Source organism: Kitasatospora sp. NPDC001527, assembly GCF_040298605.1.
Taxonomy (GTDB): Bacteria; Actinomycetota; Actinomycetes; order Streptomycetales; family Streptomycetaceae; genus Kitasatospora.
In genome coordinates this window covers 18,945-39,736 of sequence record NZ_JBEPAM010000005.1, presented here as the reverse complement: position 1 = coordinate 39,736, position 20,792 = coordinate 18,945, and the positions used below count along the sequence as shown (strand labels likewise).

Genomic DNA, 20,792 nt, shown 5'->3' with positions numbered 1-20,792 from the left:
GGCAGGTGCGGTACGGAATCATCGGGACGGGTGGGGTCGCGCGGACGATCGCGGACAAGCTGGTGGCGCTCGGCCACGAGGTGACGCTCGGTTCGCGCAGCAAGGACAACGAGGCGGCCGTGGAGTGGGCCGGTCAGGCCGGGCCGAACGGCCGGCACGGCACCTTCGCGGACGCCGCGGAGTCCGGCGAGGTGGTGCTGAACGCCACCCCGGGCACGGTGGCGGTGGAGGCGCTGCGGGCGGCGGGGGCGGAGCACCTGGCCGGCAAGCTGCTGATCGACCTCTCCAACCCGCTGGTCTTCTCGCCGGAGGGCGAGCTGACGCTGGACCCGGTGAACACCGACAGCGTCGGCGAGCGGATCCAGCGGGAGTTCCCCGAGGCGCTGGTGGTGAAGACGCTCAACACGCTGACCGCGCCGCTGATGGTGGACCCGGCCCGGCTGGAGGGCGAGCACAACCTGTTCGTGGCCGGGAACGACGCGGACGCCAAGGCGCGGACGGTGGAACTGCTGGGCACCTTCGGCTGGCCGGCCGCGTGGGTGATCGACCTGGGCGACATCACGGCTGCCCGGGCGATGGAGATGACGATGCCGTTCTGGATCCGGCTGATGGGGGCCTTCGGCACCACGGAGTTCAACTACGCCTTCAAGCGCGCGCAGTAGCGGACGGCGGCGCCCCCGCCCCCTCCGGAGAGGGGACGGGGGCGCGTCCGTGCGGGTGCCGCTACCGGCGGCCGGTGGAGGCGTGCACCCGGTCGGCCCGGTCGTCGTCCTCGACCGGTTCGGGCGTGCCCGACGGGCGCGGCACCCGGAGGGCGCCGGGGGCGCGGCGGCCCTTGCGGGCGGCCTCGGCGAGGGCGAGCTGCCGGTCGGCCTCGGCCTGGATGGCGTCCTTGTCGCCGATCTCGGCGTCCGGCACCGCGTCCGGGAGGAGGTCCTCCAGCAGGCGCAGCGGACGGTAGGCGAGGCCGAGCAGACCCCAGACGGCGAGCATCAGGCCGACCACCACCAGCAGCAGGCCGGCGCCGCGGCCCGGTCCGGTGCCGAGCACCAGGCCGACCGAGTCGGCGAGCGCGCCGCCGGGGCGCATCAGGGGCTCGAAGACGTGGTCGGAGAGCGGTCCCGCGGTGAGGAAGCCGAGCGGCATCATCGACATGGCGAGCATCTGGTTGGTCGCCAGCACGCGGCCCTGCAGCTCCATCCCCACCTTGGTCTGGATCAGCGACATCCAGTGCGAGTTGAGGATCATCATCGAGGCCCAGAGCAGGAAGAGTCCGCAGGCGGTGAGGGCGGTCTCGGGGCGGCTTCCGGTGACGACGGCGGCGAGGCCGACCACCGAGGTGAAGCCGATCATGCCGACCGAGCGGCGGCGGGTGCCGCCCCAGAGCCCCATGACCAGGGCGCCGACCATCGCGCCGAGGCCGCCGAGGGCGGTGACGACGCTGAGCTGGAAGGGCGTTCCACTGGCCAGCACCATCGGGGTGATCAGCACGGTGGCGACGGCGAACAGGTAGTTGAACACCACGAAGAAGACCACCATGGCGACCAGGCTGTGCCGGCGCGCGATGTACCGCCAGCCGGTGACGACCTCCCGCCAGAGCGGCTCCTCCTGCTTGTCGAACATGGCGTTCGGGAAGCGGACGATCAGCAGGCAGGTGACGCCGACCAGGAAGGTGGCCATGTCGAACAGCACGACGCCGTGCAGGCCGACCAGGGAGACCAGGACGCCGCCGGCCAGGATGGCCATCATGTCGCCGGCGCCGGTGCCGAGCTGGGCGAGGCCGTTGGCCTGGCCGAGGTAGCGCTTGGGCACCAGTTGGGTGATCGCGGCGAGGTAGGCGGGCCGTTGGAAGGCTCCGCAGGTGGAGGCCACGCAGGCCACGATGTAGATGTGCCAGACCTGCAGGAGGTCCGTCCACAGCAGCACGCCGAGACCGAGCATGCCGGCGGCGGCCACGGTGTCCGTGACGATCATGATCTTGCGCCGGTCGACCCGGTCGGCGATCGCGCCGGCGATCGGCAGCAGCAGGACGGCCGGCAGCACCGCGATGAACGAGATCATCGCGAAGTCGAAGGCCGAGTCGGTCTGCTGGTAGACCCAGACGCCGAGGGCGAAGGTGGACAGGCTGGTGCCGATCATCGAGACGAACTGGCCGAGCGCCACCTTGGCGAAGGTGCCCAGTTCGGCCCGGGCCGCCGGGCGCTTGCCCGCGACCTGCTCGGCCACCGTGCCGGTGGCGGAGAACTCCGCCAGCACCCGGGCGAGCTCGTCGGCCTGGTGCTTGAGGAAGTAGTGCCCGGCGCGCGGGACGACCGCGAGGTCGACGGTGTCGCCGAAGTGCTCCCACTCGGTGAACCGCTCCTCGTAGAGCAGGGTGGCGCGGTCCTTCTCGCCGACCACGCACAGGATCGGGGCGTCGATCTTCTGCGGCCGCTCGTCCCCGTAGGCGCGGGTGTAGAACTCCTCGGCCTGGCGCACGTCGTGGCGCAGCGCCCGGACCAGGAAGTCCTGCTCGGCCTGGTCGTAGACGTCGGTGAAGCCGCCCATGGCGCGCAGGTACTCGAGGTAGCCGCGGTTGGACAGCGCCCGGTCGCCCGGCATCCGGCGCGCCATCCACTCGGCGAAGCGGCCGGGCAGGCGGGCCGCCGGGAAGGTGCCGCCGAGCGCGAGGCCGCGCAGGTCGACGCCGGCCGCCTCCAGCCGGGAGCCGAGGGCGGTGGCCAGCGCCCCGCCGAGGCAGTGGCCGTAGAGCAGCACCGGGCCGTCGACCTTCTCCAGCACCTGGGCGGTCAGCGTGTCGGCGAGGGTGTCGAGATCGGCGAGCTCGTCGTCGGGGCGGCTCGGGTCGTGGCCGGGCAGCTCGACGGCGTACAGCCGGTGGCCGGCGGGCAGCGCGTCGGCGAGCGGCTGGAAGGTGATCGGGCTGCCGCCGCCGTAGGGCACGCAGACCACGTTGACCTCGGCCGGGGCGTTGCCCCGGGTGAGCTTGTGCAGAAGGGTGCGCGGGCCCTCGTCGGCGCAGCCGCCGGCCCGGGCGTCCATCAGCGCGGCGATCTCGCGGACGGTGGGGTGCTGGAAGAGGTCGATGACCGACAGGCCGTCACCGATCAGGCGCACGGCGCGCACGGCGGAGAAGGAGTCGCCGCCGAGCGCGAAGAAGTCGTCCGCCGCGCCGACCTCCTCGACCTCCAGCACCTTGCGGTAGACCTCGGCCACCGCGTGCTCGGTGTCGGTGGTCAGCTCGCCGCCGCCGGAGACCGGCTGGGCGGCGAGCGGCTCGGGCAGGGCGGCCCGGTCGACCTTGCCGTTGGCGTTCAGCGGCAGGGCGTCCAGGACGACCAGGGCGGCCGGGACCATGTAGTCGGGCAGCCGGGTGCGCAGCGCGGCGCGCAGCTCGCCCGGGTCGGGCGCGGTGGCCGGGTCGGCGGGCACCAGGTAGCCGACCAGGGTGCGGGCGGCGCCCTCGCCGCGGGCGACCACCACGGCCTCGCGCACCTCGGGTCGGGCGGTCAGCTCGGCCTCGACCTCGCCGATCTCGACCCGGAAGCCGCGGATCTTGACCTGGTGGTCGATCCGGCCGAGGAACTCGACGGCGCCGTCGGGGCGGCGGCGGACCAGGTCGCCGGTGCGGTAGCAGCGGCGGCCGTCGACCTCCAGGAAGCGCTCGGCGGTGAGGTCGTCGCGGCCCAGGTAGCCGCGGGCGACGCCGCCGCCGGAGACGTACAGCTCGCCGGGGACGCCGACCGGGACGGGGCGGCGGCGGGCGTCCAGCAGGTGGGCGCGGACGTTGCCGAACGGCCGGCCGAGCGGCGCGGTGGCCGCGTCGCCGAGGTCGGCGGGCACCGGCGTGCCGAGCATCGAGACGGTGGTCTCGGTGGGCCCGTAGTGGTTGTGCAGCGGCAGGTCGGGCCGGGCGGCGCGGATCCGGTCCACCAGGTCGGGGCGCAGCGCCTCGCCGGCGCAGATCAGCAGCCGGGCGGGGAGGATCCCGCCGAGGCCGGTGCCGTGCGCGGCCAGGCCCTCCAGGTGGCTGGGGACCAGCTTCATGGCGTCGATCCGGTGCTCGGCCGCGTAGGCGGCGAAGGCGTCCGGGTCGGTGGCCTGGTCGCGGGTCAGCAGGTGCAGGCAGCCGCCGCCGGTGAGCGCGCCGAACACGTTGGTGGTGCCGAGGTCGGCGGCGAAGGTGGAGACCAGGGCCCAGTTCCAGCCCTGCTGGTCGCCGCCGATCCGCTCGCGCAGGCCGTGCAGGTAGTTGCGGTAGTTGCGGTGCTCGACGGCGACGCCCTTGGGCGCGCCGGTGGAGCCGGAGGTGAAGATGAGGTAGCAGAGGTGCTCGGGGCGGACGTCCGCCTCGGGCGCGTCGGCGCGCTCCTCGCCGTCCGGGACGACCACCGGCAGCTCGCCGGTGAGCCGCTCGCGCAGGTCGTCGGTGGTGACGACGGCGGCGGCGCCGGAGGCGTCGAGCAGCCCGTGGATGCGCCCGTCGGGGTAGACCGGGTCGAGCGGCAGGTAGGCGCCGCCGGCCTTGAGGATGCCGAGCATGCCGACGACCAGGGCGGCGGAGCGCTCGACCAGCAGGCCGACCGGGCGGTCCGGGCCGACGCCGTGCGCGCGCAGCCGGTGGGCCAGCGCGTTGGCGCGCCGGTCGAGTTCGGCGTAGCTGAGCACGCCGTCGGCGCCGCGCACGGCGGGCGCGTCGGGGGTGCGGCGGGCCTGCTCCTCGACCAGGGCGTGCAGGGTGCCGTCGAGGTCCCAGTCGCGCAGGGTCTCCTCGTCCCAGACGGTGAGCTGCCGCTGCTCGGACGGGGTGAGCAGGGGCAGGTCGGCGAGCGGGCGGTCGGGGCCGGCGGCCATCGCGTCGAGCACCGTGGTGAGGTGGCCGAAGACGCGGTGGACGGTGGCCTCGTCGTACAGCTCGGTGCGCCAGATCAGGTCGGCGGCGAGGTCGCCGCCGGTGTCGACGACGGCCACCGACAGGTCGAACTTGGCGGTGTCGGTGCCGATCGGCCACCAGCTGACGGTGTGTCCGGGCAGCTCGGGACGGGCCTCGGCCTGGTTGTGGACGTTGAGCAGGACCTGGAACAGCGGGGTGTGCGCGAGTTCGCGCTCCAGGCCGAGGGCGTCGATCAGCCGCTCGAAGGGCAGGTCCTGGTGGCCGTAGGCGCCGAGGGTGGCGTCCTTGACCCGCTCCAGGAGTTCGCGGACCGTCGGGTCGCCGGAGAGGTCGGTGCGCATCGCCAGGGTGTTGACGAAGCAGCCGACCAGCGGCTCGGTCTCGCTGCGGGTGCGACCGGCGATCGGGGTGCCGACGGTGACGTCCTCGCTGCCGGTGTAGCGGCCGAGGACGGTCTGCAGGGCGGCCAGCAGCACCATGTAGACGGTGGTGCCGGTCTGTTCGGCGAGGGCGCGGATCCGGCGGCTGCGCTCGGCGCCGAGTTCGGCGGTGAACCGGGCGCCCGCGGTGCCGGCGACGGCCGGCCGGGGCCGGTCGGCGGGCACCGTGACGGTGGCGGTGGCGCCGCGCAGGCGCTCCTGCCACCAGGCCTGCTGGCGGTCGAGTTCGGCGGCGAGCCCGGTCTGCTGCCAGTGCGCGACGTCCGCGTACTGGACGGGCAGCGGCTCGAACGCCGGGGCGGCGCCGGTGCGCCGGGCGCCGTAGGCGGCGGCGAGGTCGCCGAACAGGACGCCGATCGACCAGCCGTCGGCCGCGATGTGGTGCAGCACCAGGGTGAGCACCGCGCCGTCGCCGGTGCGCAGCAGGGCGGCGCGCAGCGGCAGGTCGGCGGCGAGGTCGAAGGGGCGGTGGGCCTCGGTCGCCAGCCAGGCGTCGACCTCGTCGGCGGGGACGTCGGCGGTGGTGAGGGTGAAGCGGTCGGCGGGCAGCGCCTCGGCGCGCACCTCGCCGTCGACCTCCGGGTAGACGGTGCGCAGCACCTCGTGCCGGGCGAGGACGTCGGTGAGGGCGGCGCCGAGGGCGGCCTCGTCGGGCTCGCCGTCGAGGTGCAGGGCGAGCGGGATGTGGTACGCGGCGCTGTCCGGCTCGTACTGGGCGAGGAACCACATCCGGCGCTGGGCGAAGGAGAGCGGTGCCGGGGTGCCCTCGGGGCGCGGGGCTATGGTGCGGCGCTCGGCGCCGCCGGCCGCGGCCGCCGCCTTGGCGGCCTTGGCCTTGGCGAGGCGGGCGCGCAGCAGTTCCTGCCGCCGGGCGGCGGGATCCGGTTCCGGAACGGTCCCGGCGGTGTGCTGGTCGGTCATGCGGTCTCCCCCGTCGGGGCGCCGGTGTCGCCGGCGGCCGGGCGTGCGTTCATGGGTCCGGACCCACCGGTGTTGCCGGTGGGTGCGGATACGGTGGGTCGGGTCACAGCGCGCTCCCGGTGGTCCGGTCGAGGCCGAGGTCGTCGAGGTCGTCGATCTCCTCCAGCAGGCGCTCCTCGACGCGGCGGGCCAGGGCGGCCAGGGTCCGGTCCTCGAAGACGACGCGCAGGGGCAGTTCGGTTTCGAAGGTGTCGCGGATCCTGGCGAGCAGTCGGGTGGCGAGCAGGGAGTGGCCGCCGAGCGCGAAGAAGTCGTCGTGCCGGGAGACGCGCTCGACCTTGAGGACCTCGATCCACAGGTCGGCGAGCAGTTCCTCGCAGTCGCCCTCGGGCGGGGCGCCGGCGCCGCCGAGCTGCGGCACGGGCAGGGCGGCCCGGTCGACCTTGCCGGCCGGCGTGAGCGGCAGCGCGTCGAGCAGGACGAGGCCGGCGGGCACCATGTAGTCGGGCAGCCGCTCGGTCAGGGCGATGCGCAGCGCGTCCTCGGTGAGGCCGGGGGCGACGGCGTAGCCGGCCAGGGCCGCGCCGGCCGGGGTCTCGATCAGCCGGGCGGCGCCCGCGGCGACGCCGGGGACGGCGGTGATCGCGGCCTCGATCTCGCCCAGCTCGATGCGGAAGCCGCGGAGCTTGACCTGGGCGTCGGCGCGGCCGTGGTACTCCAGGCGGCCGTCGGCGCGGCGGCAGGCGAGGTCGCCGGTGCGGTACATCCGCGCGCCGTCGGTGCGGCCGGGTTCGGCGGTGAACCGTTCGGCGGTCAGGTCGGCCCGGCCGTGGTAGCCGAGCGCGACGCCGGCGCCGGCGATGCACAGTTCGCCGATGCCGTTGACCGGCACGGGCTGCCCGGCCGCGCCGAGCAGGTGCAGCCGGGTGTTGGCGATGGGCGCGCCGAGGGCCACCACGCCGCCGTGGGCGGCGAGTTCGGGGGTGACCCGCTGGACGGTGGACCAGACGGTGGTCTCGGTCGGGCCGTACAGGTTCCACAGCGCGCCGACCCGGCCGAGCAGGGCGCGGGCGAGGTCGGCGGTGAGCGCCTCGCCGCCGCACAGGGCGGTCAGCCCGGGGCGGCCGGCCCAGTCGGCCTCCAGCAGCATCCGCCAGGTGGCGGGGGTGGCCTGGAGGTGGGTGACGCCCTGCTTGTCGAGCCACGCGGCGAGCGCGGTGCCGTCGGTGGCGGTGGCGCGGTCGGCGATCTCCACCCGGGCGCCGGTGACCAGCGGCAGCCACAGCTCCAGGCCGGCGATGTCGAAGGTGACGGTGGTGACGGCGGCCATCACGTCCCGCTCGGTGAGGCCGGGTTCGCGGCCCATCGAGGTCAGGAAGTTGACGATCGCGCGGTGCGGCACGGCGACGCCCTTGGGGCGGCCGGTGGAGCCGGAGGTGTACAGCAGGTAGGCCGGGTCCTCCGGGCCGACGGTGACGGCGGGCGCCTCGGCGGGGGCCGCGGCGTGCTCGGGGCCGTCCACCAGGACGGCCTCGCGGCCGTGCAGCAGCTCGTCGCCGGCGGTGGCGCTCTCGGCGACCAGCAGGGTGATGCCGGCGTCGTCGAGCACGCCCCGGTTGCGGGCGAGCGGCTGGTCGACGTCGAGCGGCAGGTAGGCGGCGCCGCTGCGCAGCACGCCGAGCAGGGCGGCGGGCAGCAGCCGGCCGCGCCGCACGGCGACGGCGACGATGCTGCCGGGGCCGGCCCCGCGGGCGGCCAGCAGGTGGGCCAGCCGGTTGGCGGCGGCGTCGAGTTCGGCGTAGCCGAGGGTGCCGTCGGCGGCGGACACCGCGGGCGCGTCCGGGGTGCGGGCGGCCTGGGCGGCGACCAGCTCGTGCAGCCGGGCACCGGGGATCGGCGCCTCGGTGCGGTTGACCGGCTCGTCGGCCTCGCGTTCGGCGGCGGAGAGCATGGCGAGCTCGCCGAGCGGGCGGTCGGGTTCGGCGACGGCGGCGGCGAGCAGCGTGACCAGGTGGTCGAGCGCGGCGCGCACGGAGCGCTCGTCGTAGCGCGAGGTGCGGTACTCGGCGGACAGCAGCGGGCCGTCGACCGGGAACTCCAGGAACAGCGACAGGTCGGTCTTGGCGGTGCTGTTGTCCACCTCGGCGACGAACGTCAGGTCCAGGCCGGGCAGCCGGACGCCGGCCACCGGGTGGTTCTGGACCGCGAGCAGCACCTGGGAGATCGGCGAGGCGGTGAGGCCGGCCGAGCCGCCGGAGCGGCGGGCGTGGTCGACGAACGGGTGGCCGCTGTGCTCGGCGGCCTCCAGCACGGTCGGGCGCACCCGGGCGAGCAGCTCGCGGAAGGTGTCGGTGCCGGCCACGTCGAAGCGCAGCGCGACGGTGTTGATCAGCGAGCCGAGCACCGTCTCCAGCTCGGGCACCGGGCGGACGGAGAAGGGGCTGATCACCGCGATGTCGGTGTGGCCGGTGTAGCGGTGCAGCACTCCGCCGAGCGCGGCGAGCACGGCCATGTAGAGGCTGGCGCCCTCCTGGGCGGCCCACTTCTCGACGCCGGTGACGAGGGCGGCGTCGAGCGGGCGGGCGATCCGGCGGCCGGCGATGTCCTGCGGGTTGGGGTGCGGGCGGTCGCCGGGCAGGTGCTGGTCGCCCTCGATGCCGCGCAGCCGCTCGCCCCAGCGCTGGGCGGCCTCGCGGCCGGCCTCGACGTTGCGCTCCTCCCAGCGGGCGACGTCGGACAGCTGGAGCGCGGGCTCGGGCAGTTCGCCGTCCCGGTAGGCGCGGGCGAGTTCGGCGAGCAGCAGTCCGGCGGCCCAGCCGTCCATCGCGGCGTGGTGCACGGTGAACAGCAGTTCGTGCCGGTCCTCGCCGGTGCGCACGGCGAGGACGCGCAGCAGCCGACCGTTGAAGAGGTCCAGCGGGCGGGCGGCCTCGGCGCGCAGCGCGGCGTCCAGCGCCTGCTCGTCGGGGGCCGTGCCGTCGGGCCCGGTGAGGTCGAGCAGCGGGACGTCGACGGCGTACGGGGGGCGGACGTCGGCGACGACCGGGTCGTGCTCGGTCGGGATCGGGGCTCCGCGCAGCGCGGTGCGCAGCGCCTCGTGGCGGCGGACGACCTCGCTGAGCGCGCGGCCGAGGGCCTCGCGGTCGAGGGCGCCCTCGGCGCGGATGCGCAGCGGCACGTTGTAGAGCGGGCTGTCGTGCTGCATGGACTCGTGCAGCCACAGCTCGCGCTGGAAGTCGGTGGCGCGGGCGGGCAGTTCGGCCTCGCGCTTCGGGGGCTCCACCAAGGCCCGTCCGCCGCCGCCGTTGGCGACGCGCACGGCGAGGGAGGCGATGGTCGGGGCGGCGAAGAACTCGGCGAGCGGCACCCGGGTGCCGAACTCGCGCTCGATCCGGGCGAGCAGGCCGGCGGCGAGCAGGGAGTGGCCGCCGAGGTCGAGGAAGACGTCGTGGACGCCGACCTCGGGGACGCCGAGCAGGCCCTGCCAGAGTTCGGCGATCCGGGTCTCGACGGGGGTGCGGGGGGCGACGAACAGCTCGTGCCCGGCGCGGCTGCGGGCGACCGGGGGCAGCGCCTTGCGGTCGGTCTTGCCGTTGGGGGTGAGCGGCATCCGCTCCAGGACGGCGACGGCCAGCGGCACCATGTAGCCGGGCAGGGCGGCGGCGCAGTGGGCGCGCAGCTCGGCGGGCGTCGGCTCGGCGGCGCCGGGGGCGGGCTGGACGAAGGCGGCCAGGTAGTCGCCGGCCTCGTCGCGCTGGACGACGGCGGCGGCGGCCTCGACGGCGGGGTGGGTGGCGAGCACGGCCTCGATCTCGCCGAGTTCCACGCGGAAGCCGCGGACCTTCACCTGGTGGTCGACGCGGCCGTGGTACTCCAGGTCGCCGCCGGGCAGCCGGCGGACCAGGTCGCCGGTGCGGTAGCAGCGCACGCCGTCGACGTGGACGAAGCGCTCCTCGGTGAGGTCGGGGCGGCCGTGGTAGCCGCGGGCCAGGCCCTCGCCGGAGAGGTAGAGCTCGCCGATGCCGCCGTCGGGCACGGGTATCCGGTGCTCGTCGAGGACGTGGCCGAGGGTGCCTTCGAGCGGGCGGCCGATGACCGGCTCGCCGGCCTCGTCGCGGGCGACCAGCGACCAGGTGGAGTAGACGGTGTCCTCGGTGGGCCCGTAGAGGTTGTAGAGGCGCTCGACCTGGGGCTGGGCGTAGACCTTGTCGGCCAGGTGGCGGGGCAGCGCCTCGCCGGCGAGGTTGACCACGCGCACCGTGCCCGGCAGACCCCCGCCGCCGGGAAGACCGTCGCCGCGCAGCAGGGCCGCCATGGCACTGGGCACGGTGTTGACCAGGGTGACCTCGTCCCGGGCGGGCAGCTCGGGCAGGGCGAGGACGTTCTCGGCGACGATGATCGTACCGCCGACGGAGAGCGGGAGGAACAGCTCGTACACCGAGATGTCGAAGCACACGGAGGTGCCGAGGAGCACGCCGGCGAGGTCGGCGGCGGTGTAGGTGCCGGCGGCCCAGCGGAGCATGGCGTTGACGCCGCGCTGGGTGACCGAGACGCCCTTGGGGCGGCCGGTGGAGCCGGAGGTGTAGAGCACGTACGCGAGCGCGTCGGTGGTGGCGTCACCGGTGGTGGGGTGCGCGGCGGCCGGGTCGAGCGCGGCGGCGGGGCTCTCGCCGTCGACGTACAGCAGGGTGGCGCCGGCGCCGTTCAGCAGGTGCTCGTGGGCGCGGTCGGTGACCACGACGGGGGCCTGCGCGTCGCCGATGACCAGCTCCAGGCGGTCGCGCGGATAGGCCGGGTCGAGCGGCACGTACGCCCCGCCGGCCCGCAGCACCGCCAGCAGGCCGACCACGAGCTCCGCCGTCCGCGGCAGGCAGACACCGACCAGTGTCCCGGCCCGGACACCGGCGGCGGCCAGCCGGCCCGCCATCGCGTCGGCCGCGGCATCCAGCTCGCGGTAGGTCAGCCGGCGCGTGCCGTCGATCACGGCGGTGGCGTCCGGACTCCGTCTGGCCTGGGCTGCTACCAGTTCGGCCAGCGGCGCGGCCGGATCCAGCGGAGGAAGTCCCGTCGAACTCATCACTATCTCCCGAGGGTGCTGCTGCATCGACTTGTGGTCGGCGAGAAATGGGCGGTGTGCCCTGGGAGATGGTGGGGTAAAGATCTACGAATCACCAGCACATTTCCGTCACTCGTTCGATATGCCGGAAAGATCACCCTCTTCTCCCCCGTCAGCGGTGCTGAAGCGTGACGGTTCGTTGGCGATTTCTTACAGATTGTCAGCCCCCTCGACGCCCCCTTGGCAGCGACAGTTCGGACCGCTACCGTCTTCGCCAACGGTCCGTCAGCTCGGGCACCCGTGCGCCCTGCCGACACCGCAAGCAGATTTCCGGACTTTACATTGTCCGAGGACAGTCAATCGAGGGGTGTCGTGGGGAGACTCGTGGGAGGGGGCGGGCGGGACGCGGACCCGGCGGGCACCGGCTCCGCCTCCAAGGTCCGCCACCCGCCGTCCCGGACGCCTGGGGCGTCGGCCGCGTCCCGGCCCCGGTCCGGCGCCGGACCGGCGCCCGCCCCGTCCCGGGCACCCGCCCACGGCGGTCCGGGACGTCCCGGACCGGACGCCGGGCGCGAGCCGCCCCCGCGAGGCGCAAGAATGGAGCCATGTCCCGACGCCGATCCGCCACCCGCGCCGCCGCCCCCGCGCCGCGCCTGCTGCCCTCCTCGCCCTGTCCCTGCGGCCTGCCCGCCAGCTACGCCGATTGCTGCGGCCGGCTGCACCGCGGCCAGGCCGCCGCGACCACCGCGGAGGCGCTGATGCGCTCGCGTTACAGCGCCTTCGCCGCCCGGGACGAGGCCTACCTGCTGCGCACCTGGCACCCGGACACCCGGCCGGACAGCGTCGACTTCGACCCGGCGCTGCGCTGGCTGCGGCTGGAGGTGCTCTCCGGCACCGAGGGCGGGCCGTTCCACGCCGAGGGCACGGTGGCCTTCCGGGCCCACTACGCGGACGGGCGCGAGGAGGGCGTCCTCACCGAGGACAGCCGGTTCGTCCGGCACGAGGGCGCCTGGGTGTACCTGGACGCCCTCTCGCTCGGCTGACGCCGCCGGGCCCCCGCTCCGGGGCCTACAGGTAGTCGTCCAGCCGGGCCAGCGCGTAGCCCTGCGCGGTCACCTCGTCGACCACCTTGCGCAGCAGGTCCGGCATGGTGCCAGGCCACAGGTCGGCGCCGCGGAAGTGGGTGAGGATGATGTCGCCCGGGTGGAGCCGCTGGTCCTCGTAGCGGTACTCCATGCGGTCCGGGAACGCCTCCTCGTTCCACAGCGGCACCGCCTCGATGCCGCAGGAGGCGGCGGCCCGCAGGGTGTCCTCGTTGTACTCGCCGTACGGCGGGCGGAACAGCCGCGGACGGGTGCCGATCTGCTCCTCCAGCTGGTCCTGCTGGCGGCAGATCTCCTCGCGCTGGGTGCCGTAGCCGAGCAGCTTGAGGTTGCGGTGGTTGATCGTGTGGTTGTTCACCGCGTCGCCCTGGGCCGCGAGCCCGCGGAAGTAGCCGTAGTCGGAGCGGGCCAGGTAGTCCGCGACGAAGGTGGACAGCGGGACGCCCAGCTCGTTGGCCATCCGGTTGAACTCCGGGTCCTTCTCGGCGCCGTCGTCCACGGTCAGGAAGACGATCTTCTCGTCGGTGGGCACCCGGTAGACCACCGGCGGCAGCCCGTCGGCGAGCTTCACCCCCTGCGCGGCGTACAGCGCGGGCCGGCTCGCCGGGGGCGGCGGGGCGGGCAGCGGCGGGCGTGCCAGACCCCAGCGCGCCGCGGTCTCCAGCACCGCCCTGGCCTCCCGCGCCTTGCGGGCCACCGCCTCGCCGCCGGCCTCCTCCTCCGCCCGGGCCGGCCCCGGCAGCACCAGCGGCGCCGCGGGCGGGCGGGGCACCCCGCGGTCCGCCACCGGGTCCGCCCCGTTCCGCGCGGCCGACGGCGCCGCCCCGTCCCCGCCCTGCCCGCCGCACCCCGCGACCGCGGCCGCCAGGCACACCGCCGCGAGCAGCCCGCCGCGTCCCCGCCGACGCCGGCGCCCCGCCACCCCTCCGCCCCTACGACAATCTGATGGTCTGTCCATAGACCCACTGCTCCCCCGCCACACCGGCCGCCCAATCCCCCCGTCACCCGCCCGGCCCACCGGGCCGACGATGATCGAAAAGGGCTCGCCGGGGAAGCGGCGGGCCGTCGATAATGCGCGCATGACAGCCAGCACGCAGCCCAGTACGACCGAACACTGGGCGATCGCGCCCGCCGATGTCGGGTCCGCGGAGGCCCTGGCGCTGCTCCGGGACTACTACATCGACGTCGCCAACAGCTACTACCGGCTGCGCCTCGGCCGGGAGGGGACTCCGGAGGAGATCGAGACCGGGCTCGCCGGCTCGCCCAGCGACGACCTCGCGCCGCCCACCGGCGTGTTCCTGGTCGGCCGCTACGCCGGGGAGAGCGCCGCCTGCGCCGGGCTGCGGGTCGTCGACGCCACCACGGTCGAACTGACCCGGGTCTACGTCCGCCCGGCCCGCCGCGGCACCGGCGGCGGGCCCCGGCTGATGGCCGCCGTCGACGAGGCGGCGCGGGCGCTGGGCGCCGAGCGGATCGTCCTGGACACCCGGCTCGACCTGGTGGAGGCCCGCGCCCTGTACGCCCGGCACGGCTACCGGGAGATCCCCGCCTACTCCGACCGCCCGTACGCCGAGATCTGGTACGCCAAGGACCTCACCCGTGCAGACCGTTGAACTGCTCTGCGACCCGCCGCTGGACCGCGCCGTGCGCGAGGTCTGGCAGCGGCTCGCCGACGGCGGAGTGGACAGCCTCGCCCACAACCAGCACCCCGGCCACCGCCCCCACCTCACCCTGGCCTCCTGCGCCCGGATGCCCGCCGGGGCGGGCGAGCGGCTGGACGGACTCCTCGCCGGCTCCCTGCCGCTGACCGTGCGGATGACCGGCCCGCTCTCCTTCTCCGCCCGCAGCCGGCGCCGGGTGCTCAGCTGGTCGGTCGTGCCCACCCTGGACCTGCTGCGGCTGCACCAGCGCGTCTGGGAGGTGCTGGAGCACGCCGAGGAGCCCGACCCCCACTACGTCCCCGGCCGCTGGTCCCCCCACCTCGGACTGACCCGCCGCCTCACCCCGGAGGCCGTCACCCTCGCCCACACCCTCCTCGGCCGCCACCCCGATCTCACCGGCACCTTCACCGCCGCCCGCACCTTCGACTCCGACACCCAGCGAACCCGCCCCCTGGGCGCCCCCGGCCACGGGTGACACCCGTCAGCGCCGGCCGACCGGGCTGCGGTAGCCGGGCCGGTGTTCGAGGCGGAGCCAGCGGGCCCGGCGGTGACGGGCGGAGCACGGCTCGGCCGGGCCGGTTCCGTGAACGCCCGCGCCACGTCGGTGCGGGAGATCCGGACGAGCAGCCTGCGGGCCGGCACGGCGGTGCCGTCGGGGCCGGGCCGCAGGCCCGCCAGCCGCAGCCGCACCAGGGCTGGGTCGGGGCCGGTGAAGCCGAGCGCCTCGATCCCCGGCACCTCGTGGGCGAGCAGCAGGTCGGCCCGGGCCGCCACCAGGTCCGGGCGCGGGTCGCGGGTGAGGGTCGCCCCCCCACGGTGCGCCGGGCGGCAGCGCGGCGCGGACCCGGCGGAGGTCCTCCGCCGCCCGTTCCCGGGACAGACCGCCGGGGCCGAGGTGGCCCAGCAGCCCCGCCCGGCCCAGGCCGACCACCAGCTCCGGGCGGGTGTTGCGGTCCCGCCGGAACCCGGGATCGCCCAGCGTGGCGGGCCCGTCGTCGCAGGACGCCGCCGCGGGCGCGGCGACGGGGACCGGGACCGGGTCGGCGATCACGGCCGGCGCGGGCACGCAGCGCCCGCATGTTTGTCGGTCCAGCGCACCGGGCCGGCCACCTGCCCGCGCAGGTGTTCGAGCAGCGTGTCCGGATCGTGGAACCCGCCGGTGTAGTTGGAGGTGACCTGCGCCGCCCGCTCGGGCCGCAGCCGGTCCGCGCAGCGCGCGAGCGGCTCCCCGAACCGCTCCCGGGCGCCCATCGGGGTCGAGTGGAACGGCGCGCTGCCCCGGAGCCGGACGAACGTCAGGTCCGGCAGCGCCTCCTCCAGCGCGGCCCCGGCCCGCTCCACGCTCTCCGTGCTGCCGCCGATCACCACCTGGTCGGGCGAGTCGTGGTTGACCACCTCGGTGCCCGCCGCCCGGATCGGCCCGGACGCGTCGCTGTCCGCGACGCCGGTCATGATCAGCGCCGCCATCGCGCCCGCGCCGGGCGGCACGGCGTGCGGCATCAGCGCGCCGCGGGTTCGCGCACCGTGGCTTGCGAACGCCCGGGCGGGATCGCGGATTTGACCAACCCATGAACCAGGGCCGACGCGGCGTCGACCGCCACCCCCTACCGGCCGGGCCGTCCGCCGCGTCCGCGAGCAGGGCTTCGGCGCCCGGATCCCCGGCCGGAGTCCCTTGACAGCAGCGGCCGCTGGGCGCGGCGGGTGTCCGCCGGACCGTGCGGAGCGGCCCGCCGCGCCGCCCCGGCAGGGGGTCAGGCGCGCAGGGCGGCGGTGAGTTCGGCGCCGTCGGGCGGGGTGGCGCCGGGGCGGGTGACGGTGAGGGTGGCGGCGGTCGTGGCACGGGTGAGCGCGGCGGGGAGGTCGGCGCCGGCGTAACGGGCGTGCAGGAGGGCGGCCGTGAAGGCGTCGCCGGCGCCGACGGTGTCGGCGACCCGGACCGGACGGGCGGGCGCCTCGGCGCGGCGGCCGTCGGCGGTGAGCGCGAAGGCGCCGGCCGGGCCCCGGGTGACCGCGACGGTGGCCGGGCCGAGGCCGAGCCAGTGGCGGGCGGACTCCTCCGGGGTGCGGTCCGGATAGAGCCAGGCGAGGTCCTCGTCGCTGGCCTTGACCAGGTCGCTGAGCGCCACGCAGCGCTCCACCCGGCGGACGGCCTCGGCGTGCTCCCCCATCAGCGCGGGCCGCACGTTCGGGTCGTAGCTGACGGACGCCCGGCCGCGCCGGCGCTCGACCAGGGCCAGCACGGCCGCCGCGCCGGGCTCGGTGACGGCCGCGATCGAGCCGATGTGCAGGTGCCCCGGCGGAAAGGGGAGTTCGATCGCCGGGAGGGTCCAGCCGATGTCGAAGGTGTAGTGCGCCCGGCCCTCGGCGTCCAGCCGCACCACCGCCGAGGGGGTGCGCGGGCCGTCGTCCCCGGCGGCCGGCTCGCGCAGCAGGGTGACGCCGGCCGACTCCAGATGGGCGCGGATCAGCCGCCCGTACGGGTCGTCGGCGAGCTCGGTGAGCAGCGCGACGGGCTGCCCCAGCCGCGCCAGCCCGTACGCGACGTTGGCCGGGCTGCCGCCCGGGTGGATCGCGTCGGGCGCGCCGTCGGTGCGGACGACGTCGGCGACGCACTCACCGATCACCACGAAGTGCGGGCTGGTCACGGGGCTCGCTCCTGCCGGTCCGGTGGGCCGGCAGGGCTGCGGGCGGCCGGCACGGCTGCCCAGCCTACGAGGTGACGGGCCCGGGTGTGCGGGCACGAGTACGGCCGCCGGACCTGGCCAGGCGCTCCGACGGCCGTGGCTCCGTCCGTCAGGGGGCGGAGCACTTCGAAGGTATGACACTGCGCAGCCGCCCCGCTACTCCGGTGGTCCGTCCGGGCGACGCCGCGTGTCGCCCGGACTGTCGGAGCACTCTGCTACGGTCCGTGTCCGGAGCATCGCTCAGCGGAACCGGAACCGAAGCCGGAACCGTTCCCGGGCCGGGCGCCGGTCCGTACGACACGAGAGAGGTGATCACCTTGTCCTGGCACCGTTCCGCCCTCGCCGCCGCGCTCGCGCTGGCGGCGCTCCCGCTCGGACCGGCCGCGGCCGCCGCAGCACCGGCCGGGGGCACCGGGGACCCCGTCTACCCCTCGCTCGGCACCACCGCCTACGACGCGCTCGCCTACGACCTCGCGTTCACCTACCGGCCCGCCACCCGCACGGTCGACGGCACCACCGTGCTGACCGCCCGCGCGCTGACCAGGACGGCGGAGCTGGAGCTGGACGCGCTGGGCCTGGACGTGCACGCCGTGCGGGTCGACGGCCGCCCGGCCGGGTTCCGGGCGCACGACGAGAAGCTCACCGTGCTGCCCGCCCGTCCGGTACGGGCGGGCACCGTGCTGCGGGTGGAGGTCGAGTACACCGCCGACCCGCGCGCCACGCTGCCGCACACGGGCTGGGTGGTGACGCCCGACGGCTTCGCGGTGGCCGGGCAGCCGGACGGCGCGCACACCGTCTTCCCCTGCAACGACCGGCCGGGCGACAAGGCCCGCTTCACCATCGCCGTCACCGCGCCGGACGACCTCCTCGGCGTGGCCAACGGCCTGCCCACCTCCACCGAGCCGCACGCCGACGGCACCACCACCCGGCGGTACGCCGTCCGCGAGCCGATGGCGACCGAGCTGCTCCAGGCCTCGGTGGGCCGCTACACGGTCCGCGAGCGCCGGGGCCCGCAGGGGCAGCCGCTGCGCGACGTCGTGCCCACCGCGCGCGCCGCCGACCTGGAGCCGGCCCTCGCCCTGACCCCCGGCCAGCTGGCCTGGGCCGAGCAGCACCTCGGGCGGTACCCGTTCGAGACGTACGGGCTGCTGCCGGCCGACACCGACGACCCGCAGGCGTTCGGCTTCACCGGGCTGGAGACGCAGACCCTGACGCTCTACAAACCGAACTTCCTGCGCCAGCCGGAGCCGCTGATCGGCTCCCACATGATGCACGAGCTGGTGCACTCCTGGTTCGGCAACAGCGTCACCCCGGGCACCTGGGCCGACCTCTGGCTCAACGAGGGCCATGCCGACTTCTACGGGCTGACGTACCGCTACGAGCGCGGCTGGCCGGACTCCGGCGGCTCCACCACGCTCACCGACCGGATGCGCCGGGTCTACGCCCAGGGCGACCAGTGGCGCCACGACTCCGGCCCGGTGGCCGTGCCGACCGCCGCGACGCTGTTCGACAGCCAGCGGTACACCGGCGGCGCGCTGGTGCTGTTCGCGCTGCGGGAGCTGGTCGGGCCGGAGGTGTTCGACCGGATCGAGCGGGCCTTCCTGCGGCGTCACCGCCACGGCACCGCCACCACCGCCGACTTCCTGCGCACCGCCGCCGAGGTCTCCGGGCAGCCGCTGGACGGCTTCCTGCGCGAGTGGCTCTACGGCGAGCGGACCCCGCCGATGCCCGGTCACCCGGACTGGACGGTGGACCCGGTGGATCCCGACGCCGCCCGGCGTCCGGGCGGTGTGCCGCGCGGGTCGGGGACGCTCTGAGCCGTACGGGAGACCGGTGGACGCGCGGGGGCGGGAGACGGCGGACGGCGGGCGGGCCGCTTCGCCCGGCGCGCCCTGCGGGTGCCCCCGGGCGCCCTCCGCGCGCCCTTGGCGGGCGCGGGAGGGGGGCGGATCGTGGTGGCCACGGCCCGCCCGCCGCCCGGCCGAGTCCCGGCCGGCTCGCGGGCCGTCCAGCGTCCCCGGCCGGCCCCGCCATGCCGTTCCCGCCACCGCCCGGCCCCTCACGCCACCGCCCGGCCCCCCGCGTGGCCCCCGCCCCACCGGCCCGGGAAAAATGGGCCCGCCGACCGGGCAACCCGGAGCGGACCCCAGCGCGTTCAGCAGCCGTGAGAACGACAGCGAGGACCCGGCGGCCACGGCCGACCGGCAGGACCGCCGCCACCGGGGTGGCGGCACGGGCGACGGAGACGGTGGCGGGAACGGCATGGCGGGGGCGGCGGGATGAGGGACGCGACACCGGACTTCGAGGAGTTCGTCGCCGCCCGCAGCCCCCGGCTGCTCCGGATGGCCTGGCTGCTCACCGGCGACCCGCACCTGGCCGAGGACCTGCTGCAGACGGCCCTCGCCAAGGTGTGGCCGCGCTGGGCGCAGATCTCCATCGACCGGCCCGAGGCGTACGTCCGCCGGGTGCTGGTGAACTCGCACGTCTCGTGGTGGCGCCGCCGCTGGCACGGGGAGCTGCCGCACGACCAGCTGCCGGAGCCGCCGGCGGCCGCCGACCCGTTCGACGACGTGGTGCTGGGCCAGGTGGTGGCGACCGCCGTGCGGGCGCTGCCGCCCCGGCAGCGGGCGGTGGTGGTGCTGCGCTTCTTCGAGGACCTCAGTGTGGAGGACACCGCCGAGGCGCTGGGCTGCAGCACGGGCACCGTCAAGAGCCAGACGCACCGCGCCCTGCAGGCGCTGCGCGGCAAGCTGCCCACCCGGGAACTGCTCCTGGACGGGGGGCGTCGTGACGGGGCCTGAGGACACCGGCTGGGACCCCGGTGCCCCGGAGGGCGACGAGGACCGCGAGGTGGCGGACGAGCTGCGGGTCCTGCTTCAGCTGGCCGCCCCCCACCTGCCGGCGCCCGAGGACCGGATGGAGCGCGTGCTGGCCCGGGCGGCCCGCACGCGCCGTCGCCGCCGCCGGGCCGCCCTCGCGGGCGGACTCGCCGTCGGCCTGACCGCGGCCGCGCTGGCCGCGGCCCCCGCGCTGGCGCCGGGGCCGGGCGGCACCGCGCTCGGCCCGGCCGCCTCCGGTCCGGCCCTCGGCGCGGTCCCGCCCGGCGCACGGCCGTCGAGCGTGCCCCCGAGCGCCGCGCCGGGCGCCGGATCCACCGGGGCCAGGACGGTCCGGTTCACCGTGCTGGACGACGTGGCCGTGGACGTGCCGGGAGGCTGGTACGACCTCACCGTGCTGCCCGGCGTCGGACAGCTGGATCCGGTCGGCTACCTCGCCAGCCAGCGGCTCGCGGGTGGAACCGGCTGCCCGACCCGCGACGGCCGGCAGGAGTCGGTGTGCCTCACCGCGGGGACGCTGCTCGACGACGGTGTGCTGGTCACGCTCCGGCTGATCCGCGACCCGAACGCCGTCGGCAAGTACCTGGGCGAGGTGGGCACGATGCAGAACATGGCGCGCGACAAGGACTGCGAGGCCCGGGGCGGCACCCTGCAGCTGTTCGGGTCCCGGGCCATGCTGCTCAACGGCAGGCCGGAGGTCGTCCAGCTGACGGCCTGTGCGAGCCGCCCGACGGACGAGACGCTCACGGCACTGTCGAAGCTGGCCGCCTCGCTGCGCCCGGCCGCCACCGCCCCGGACGGCTCGACCGTCCCGACCGCCTCGGTGGTCCCGGGGGGTCCGCGCTCACCGCTCGCCCCGACGCCATGAGGCGGAGGGCGCGCCGCCGGCCCCGGCGCGCCCCGTCGTGGCGGCCGGGCCGTAACCCGGGTGGCGGAGCGTCGTTGGACCGGACATGAAGAAGCGCAGCATGCTTGCCGTCGCCTCGCTCGCCGTCGGCGTCGTGGCCTCCCTGACCGCTCCCAGTGCCCACGCCGCCGACGGCCGGGGCGAGCTGACCGGACCGCTCCGGGGCGGGCCGCTCTCCTCGGTGCCGGACGCCCTGCCGGGGCAGGTCGCGGACGCCGGCGCGGTGGTCGGTCAGGCGACCGGCCACGTCACGGGCGAGGCGCCCGGTCTGGTCGGCCTGCCGGTCTGA

The 20,792-nt window shown here is 76.0% G+C and carries 13 protein-coding genes; 8 read left to right on the top strand and 5 right to left on the bottom strand.

The annotated features are described in order from the left end of the window. The first annotated feature begins 5 nt into the window (after nucleotides 1-5). Entirely contained in the window at nucleotides 6-662 is a 657-nt protein-coding gene (locus tag ABT238_RS06825; RefSeq protein WP_350559292.1) for an NADPH-dependent F420 reductase, read from the top strand. Nucleotides 663-723: 61 nt separating this feature from the next. On the opposite strand, the gene ABT238_RS06820 is transcribed toward ABT238_RS06825, so the two are convergent. Both ABT238_RS06820 and ABT238_RS06815 read right to left on the bottom strand, forming a co-directional pair. Further along, nucleotides 724-6,255 carry a non-ribosomal peptide synthetase/MFS transporter gene (locus ABT238_RS06820; RefSeq protein WP_350559289.1) on the bottom strand — a complete coding sequence of 1,844 codons (5,532 nt, stop codon included), beginning with the start codon at nucleotides 6,253-6,255 and terminating at the stop codon, nucleotides 724-726. Between the two features lie 103 nt (nucleotides 6,256-6,358). Next, nucleotides 6,359-11,332, bottom strand: a complete 4,974-nt coding sequence (locus tag ABT238_RS06815; protein WP_350755858.1) for a non-ribosomal peptide synthetase — start codon at nucleotides 11,330-11,332, stop codon at nucleotides 6,359-6,361. Between the two features lie 584 nt (nucleotides 11,333-11,916). On the opposite strand from ABT238_RS06815, the gene ABT238_RS06810 reads away from it, so the two are divergent. Beyond that, the gene (locus tag ABT238_RS06810) at nucleotides 11,917-12,354 is read left to right on the top strand and encodes a YchJ family protein (RefSeq protein WP_350755856.1); all 438 of its coding nucleotides are present in this window, start codon (nucleotides 11,917-11,919) and stop codon (nucleotides 12,352-12,354) included. Nucleotides 12,355-12,379: 25 nt separating this feature from the next. Here ABT238_RS06810 and ABT238_RS06805 read toward each other — a convergent pair whose 3' ends face one another. After that, on the bottom strand, nucleotides 12,380-13,186 hold the full coding sequence (locus tag ABT238_RS06805) for a polysaccharide deacetylase family protein (RefSeq protein ID WP_350559280.1): 807 nt from the start codon (nucleotides 13,184-13,186) through the stop codon (nucleotides 12,380-12,382). Between the two features lie 307 nt (nucleotides 13,187-13,493). Here ABT238_RS06805 and ABT238_RS06800 point away from each other — a divergent pair, with 307 nt between their 5' ends. Both ABT238_RS06800 and ABT238_RS06795 read left to right on the top strand, forming a co-directional pair. Then, nucleotides 13,494-14,027, top strand: coding sequence for a GNAT family N-acetyltransferase (locus ABT238_RS06800; RefSeq protein ID WP_350559277.1), 534 nt, complete (start codon nucleotides 13,494-13,496; stop codon nucleotides 14,025-14,027). Further along, nucleotides 14,014-14,550 (top strand): 2'-5' RNA ligase family protein, encoded by a 537-nt coding sequence (locus ABT238_RS06795; RefSeq protein ID WP_350755854.1) that lies wholly within the window; start codon nucleotides 14,014-14,016, stop codon nucleotides 14,548-14,550. The genes ABT238_RS06800 and ABT238_RS06795 overlap by 14 nt, the downstream gene beginning before the upstream one ends. A gap of 572 nt (nucleotides 14,551-15,122) precedes the next feature. Here the strand turns inward: ABT238_RS06795 and ABT238_RS06790 are convergent. Continuing rightward, on the bottom strand, nucleotides 15,123-15,575 hold the full coding sequence (locus tag ABT238_RS06790) for a hypothetical protein (RefSeq protein ID WP_350755852.1): 453 nt from the start codon (nucleotides 15,573-15,575) through the stop codon (nucleotides 15,123-15,125). A 251-nt stretch (nucleotides 15,576-15,826) separates the two neighbouring features. After that, entirely contained in the window at nucleotides 15,827-16,720 is an 894-nt protein-coding gene (locus ABT238_RS06785) for a carbohydrate kinase family protein (protein ID WP_350559265.1), read from the bottom strand. Between the two features lie 347 nt (nucleotides 16,721-17,067). On the opposite strand from ABT238_RS06785, the gene ABT238_RS06780 reads away from it, so the two are divergent. The 4 genes from ABT238_RS06780 (at nucleotide 17,068) to ABT238_RS06765 (ending at nucleotide 20,792) form a co-directional block, all read left to right on the top strand. Beyond that, the gene (locus tag ABT238_RS06780) at nucleotides 17,068-18,576 is read left to right on the top strand and encodes a M1 family metallopeptidase (RefSeq protein ID WP_502891405.1); all 1,509 of its coding nucleotides are present in this window, start codon (nucleotides 17,068-17,070) and stop codon (nucleotides 18,574-18,576) included. A gap of 462 nt (nucleotides 18,577-19,038) precedes the next feature. Next, nucleotides 19,039-19,560: a SigE family RNA polymerase sigma factor gene (locus tag ABT238_RS06775; RefSeq protein WP_350559259.1), complete on the top strand. Its 522-nt coding sequence runs from the start codon at nucleotides 19,039-19,041 to the stop codon at nucleotides 19,558-19,560. After that, entirely contained in the window at nucleotides 19,547-20,464 is a 918-nt protein-coding gene (locus ABT238_RS06770; protein WP_350755847.1) for a hypothetical protein, read from the top strand. Before ABT238_RS06775 ends, ABT238_RS06770 begins: the two co-directional genes overlap by 14 nt. Before the next feature lie 85 nt (nucleotides 20,465-20,549). After that, nucleotides 20,550-20,792: a hypothetical protein gene (locus tag ABT238_RS06765; RefSeq protein WP_350755845.1), complete on the top strand. Its 243-nt coding sequence runs from the start codon at nucleotides 20,550-20,552 to the stop codon at nucleotides 20,790-20,792.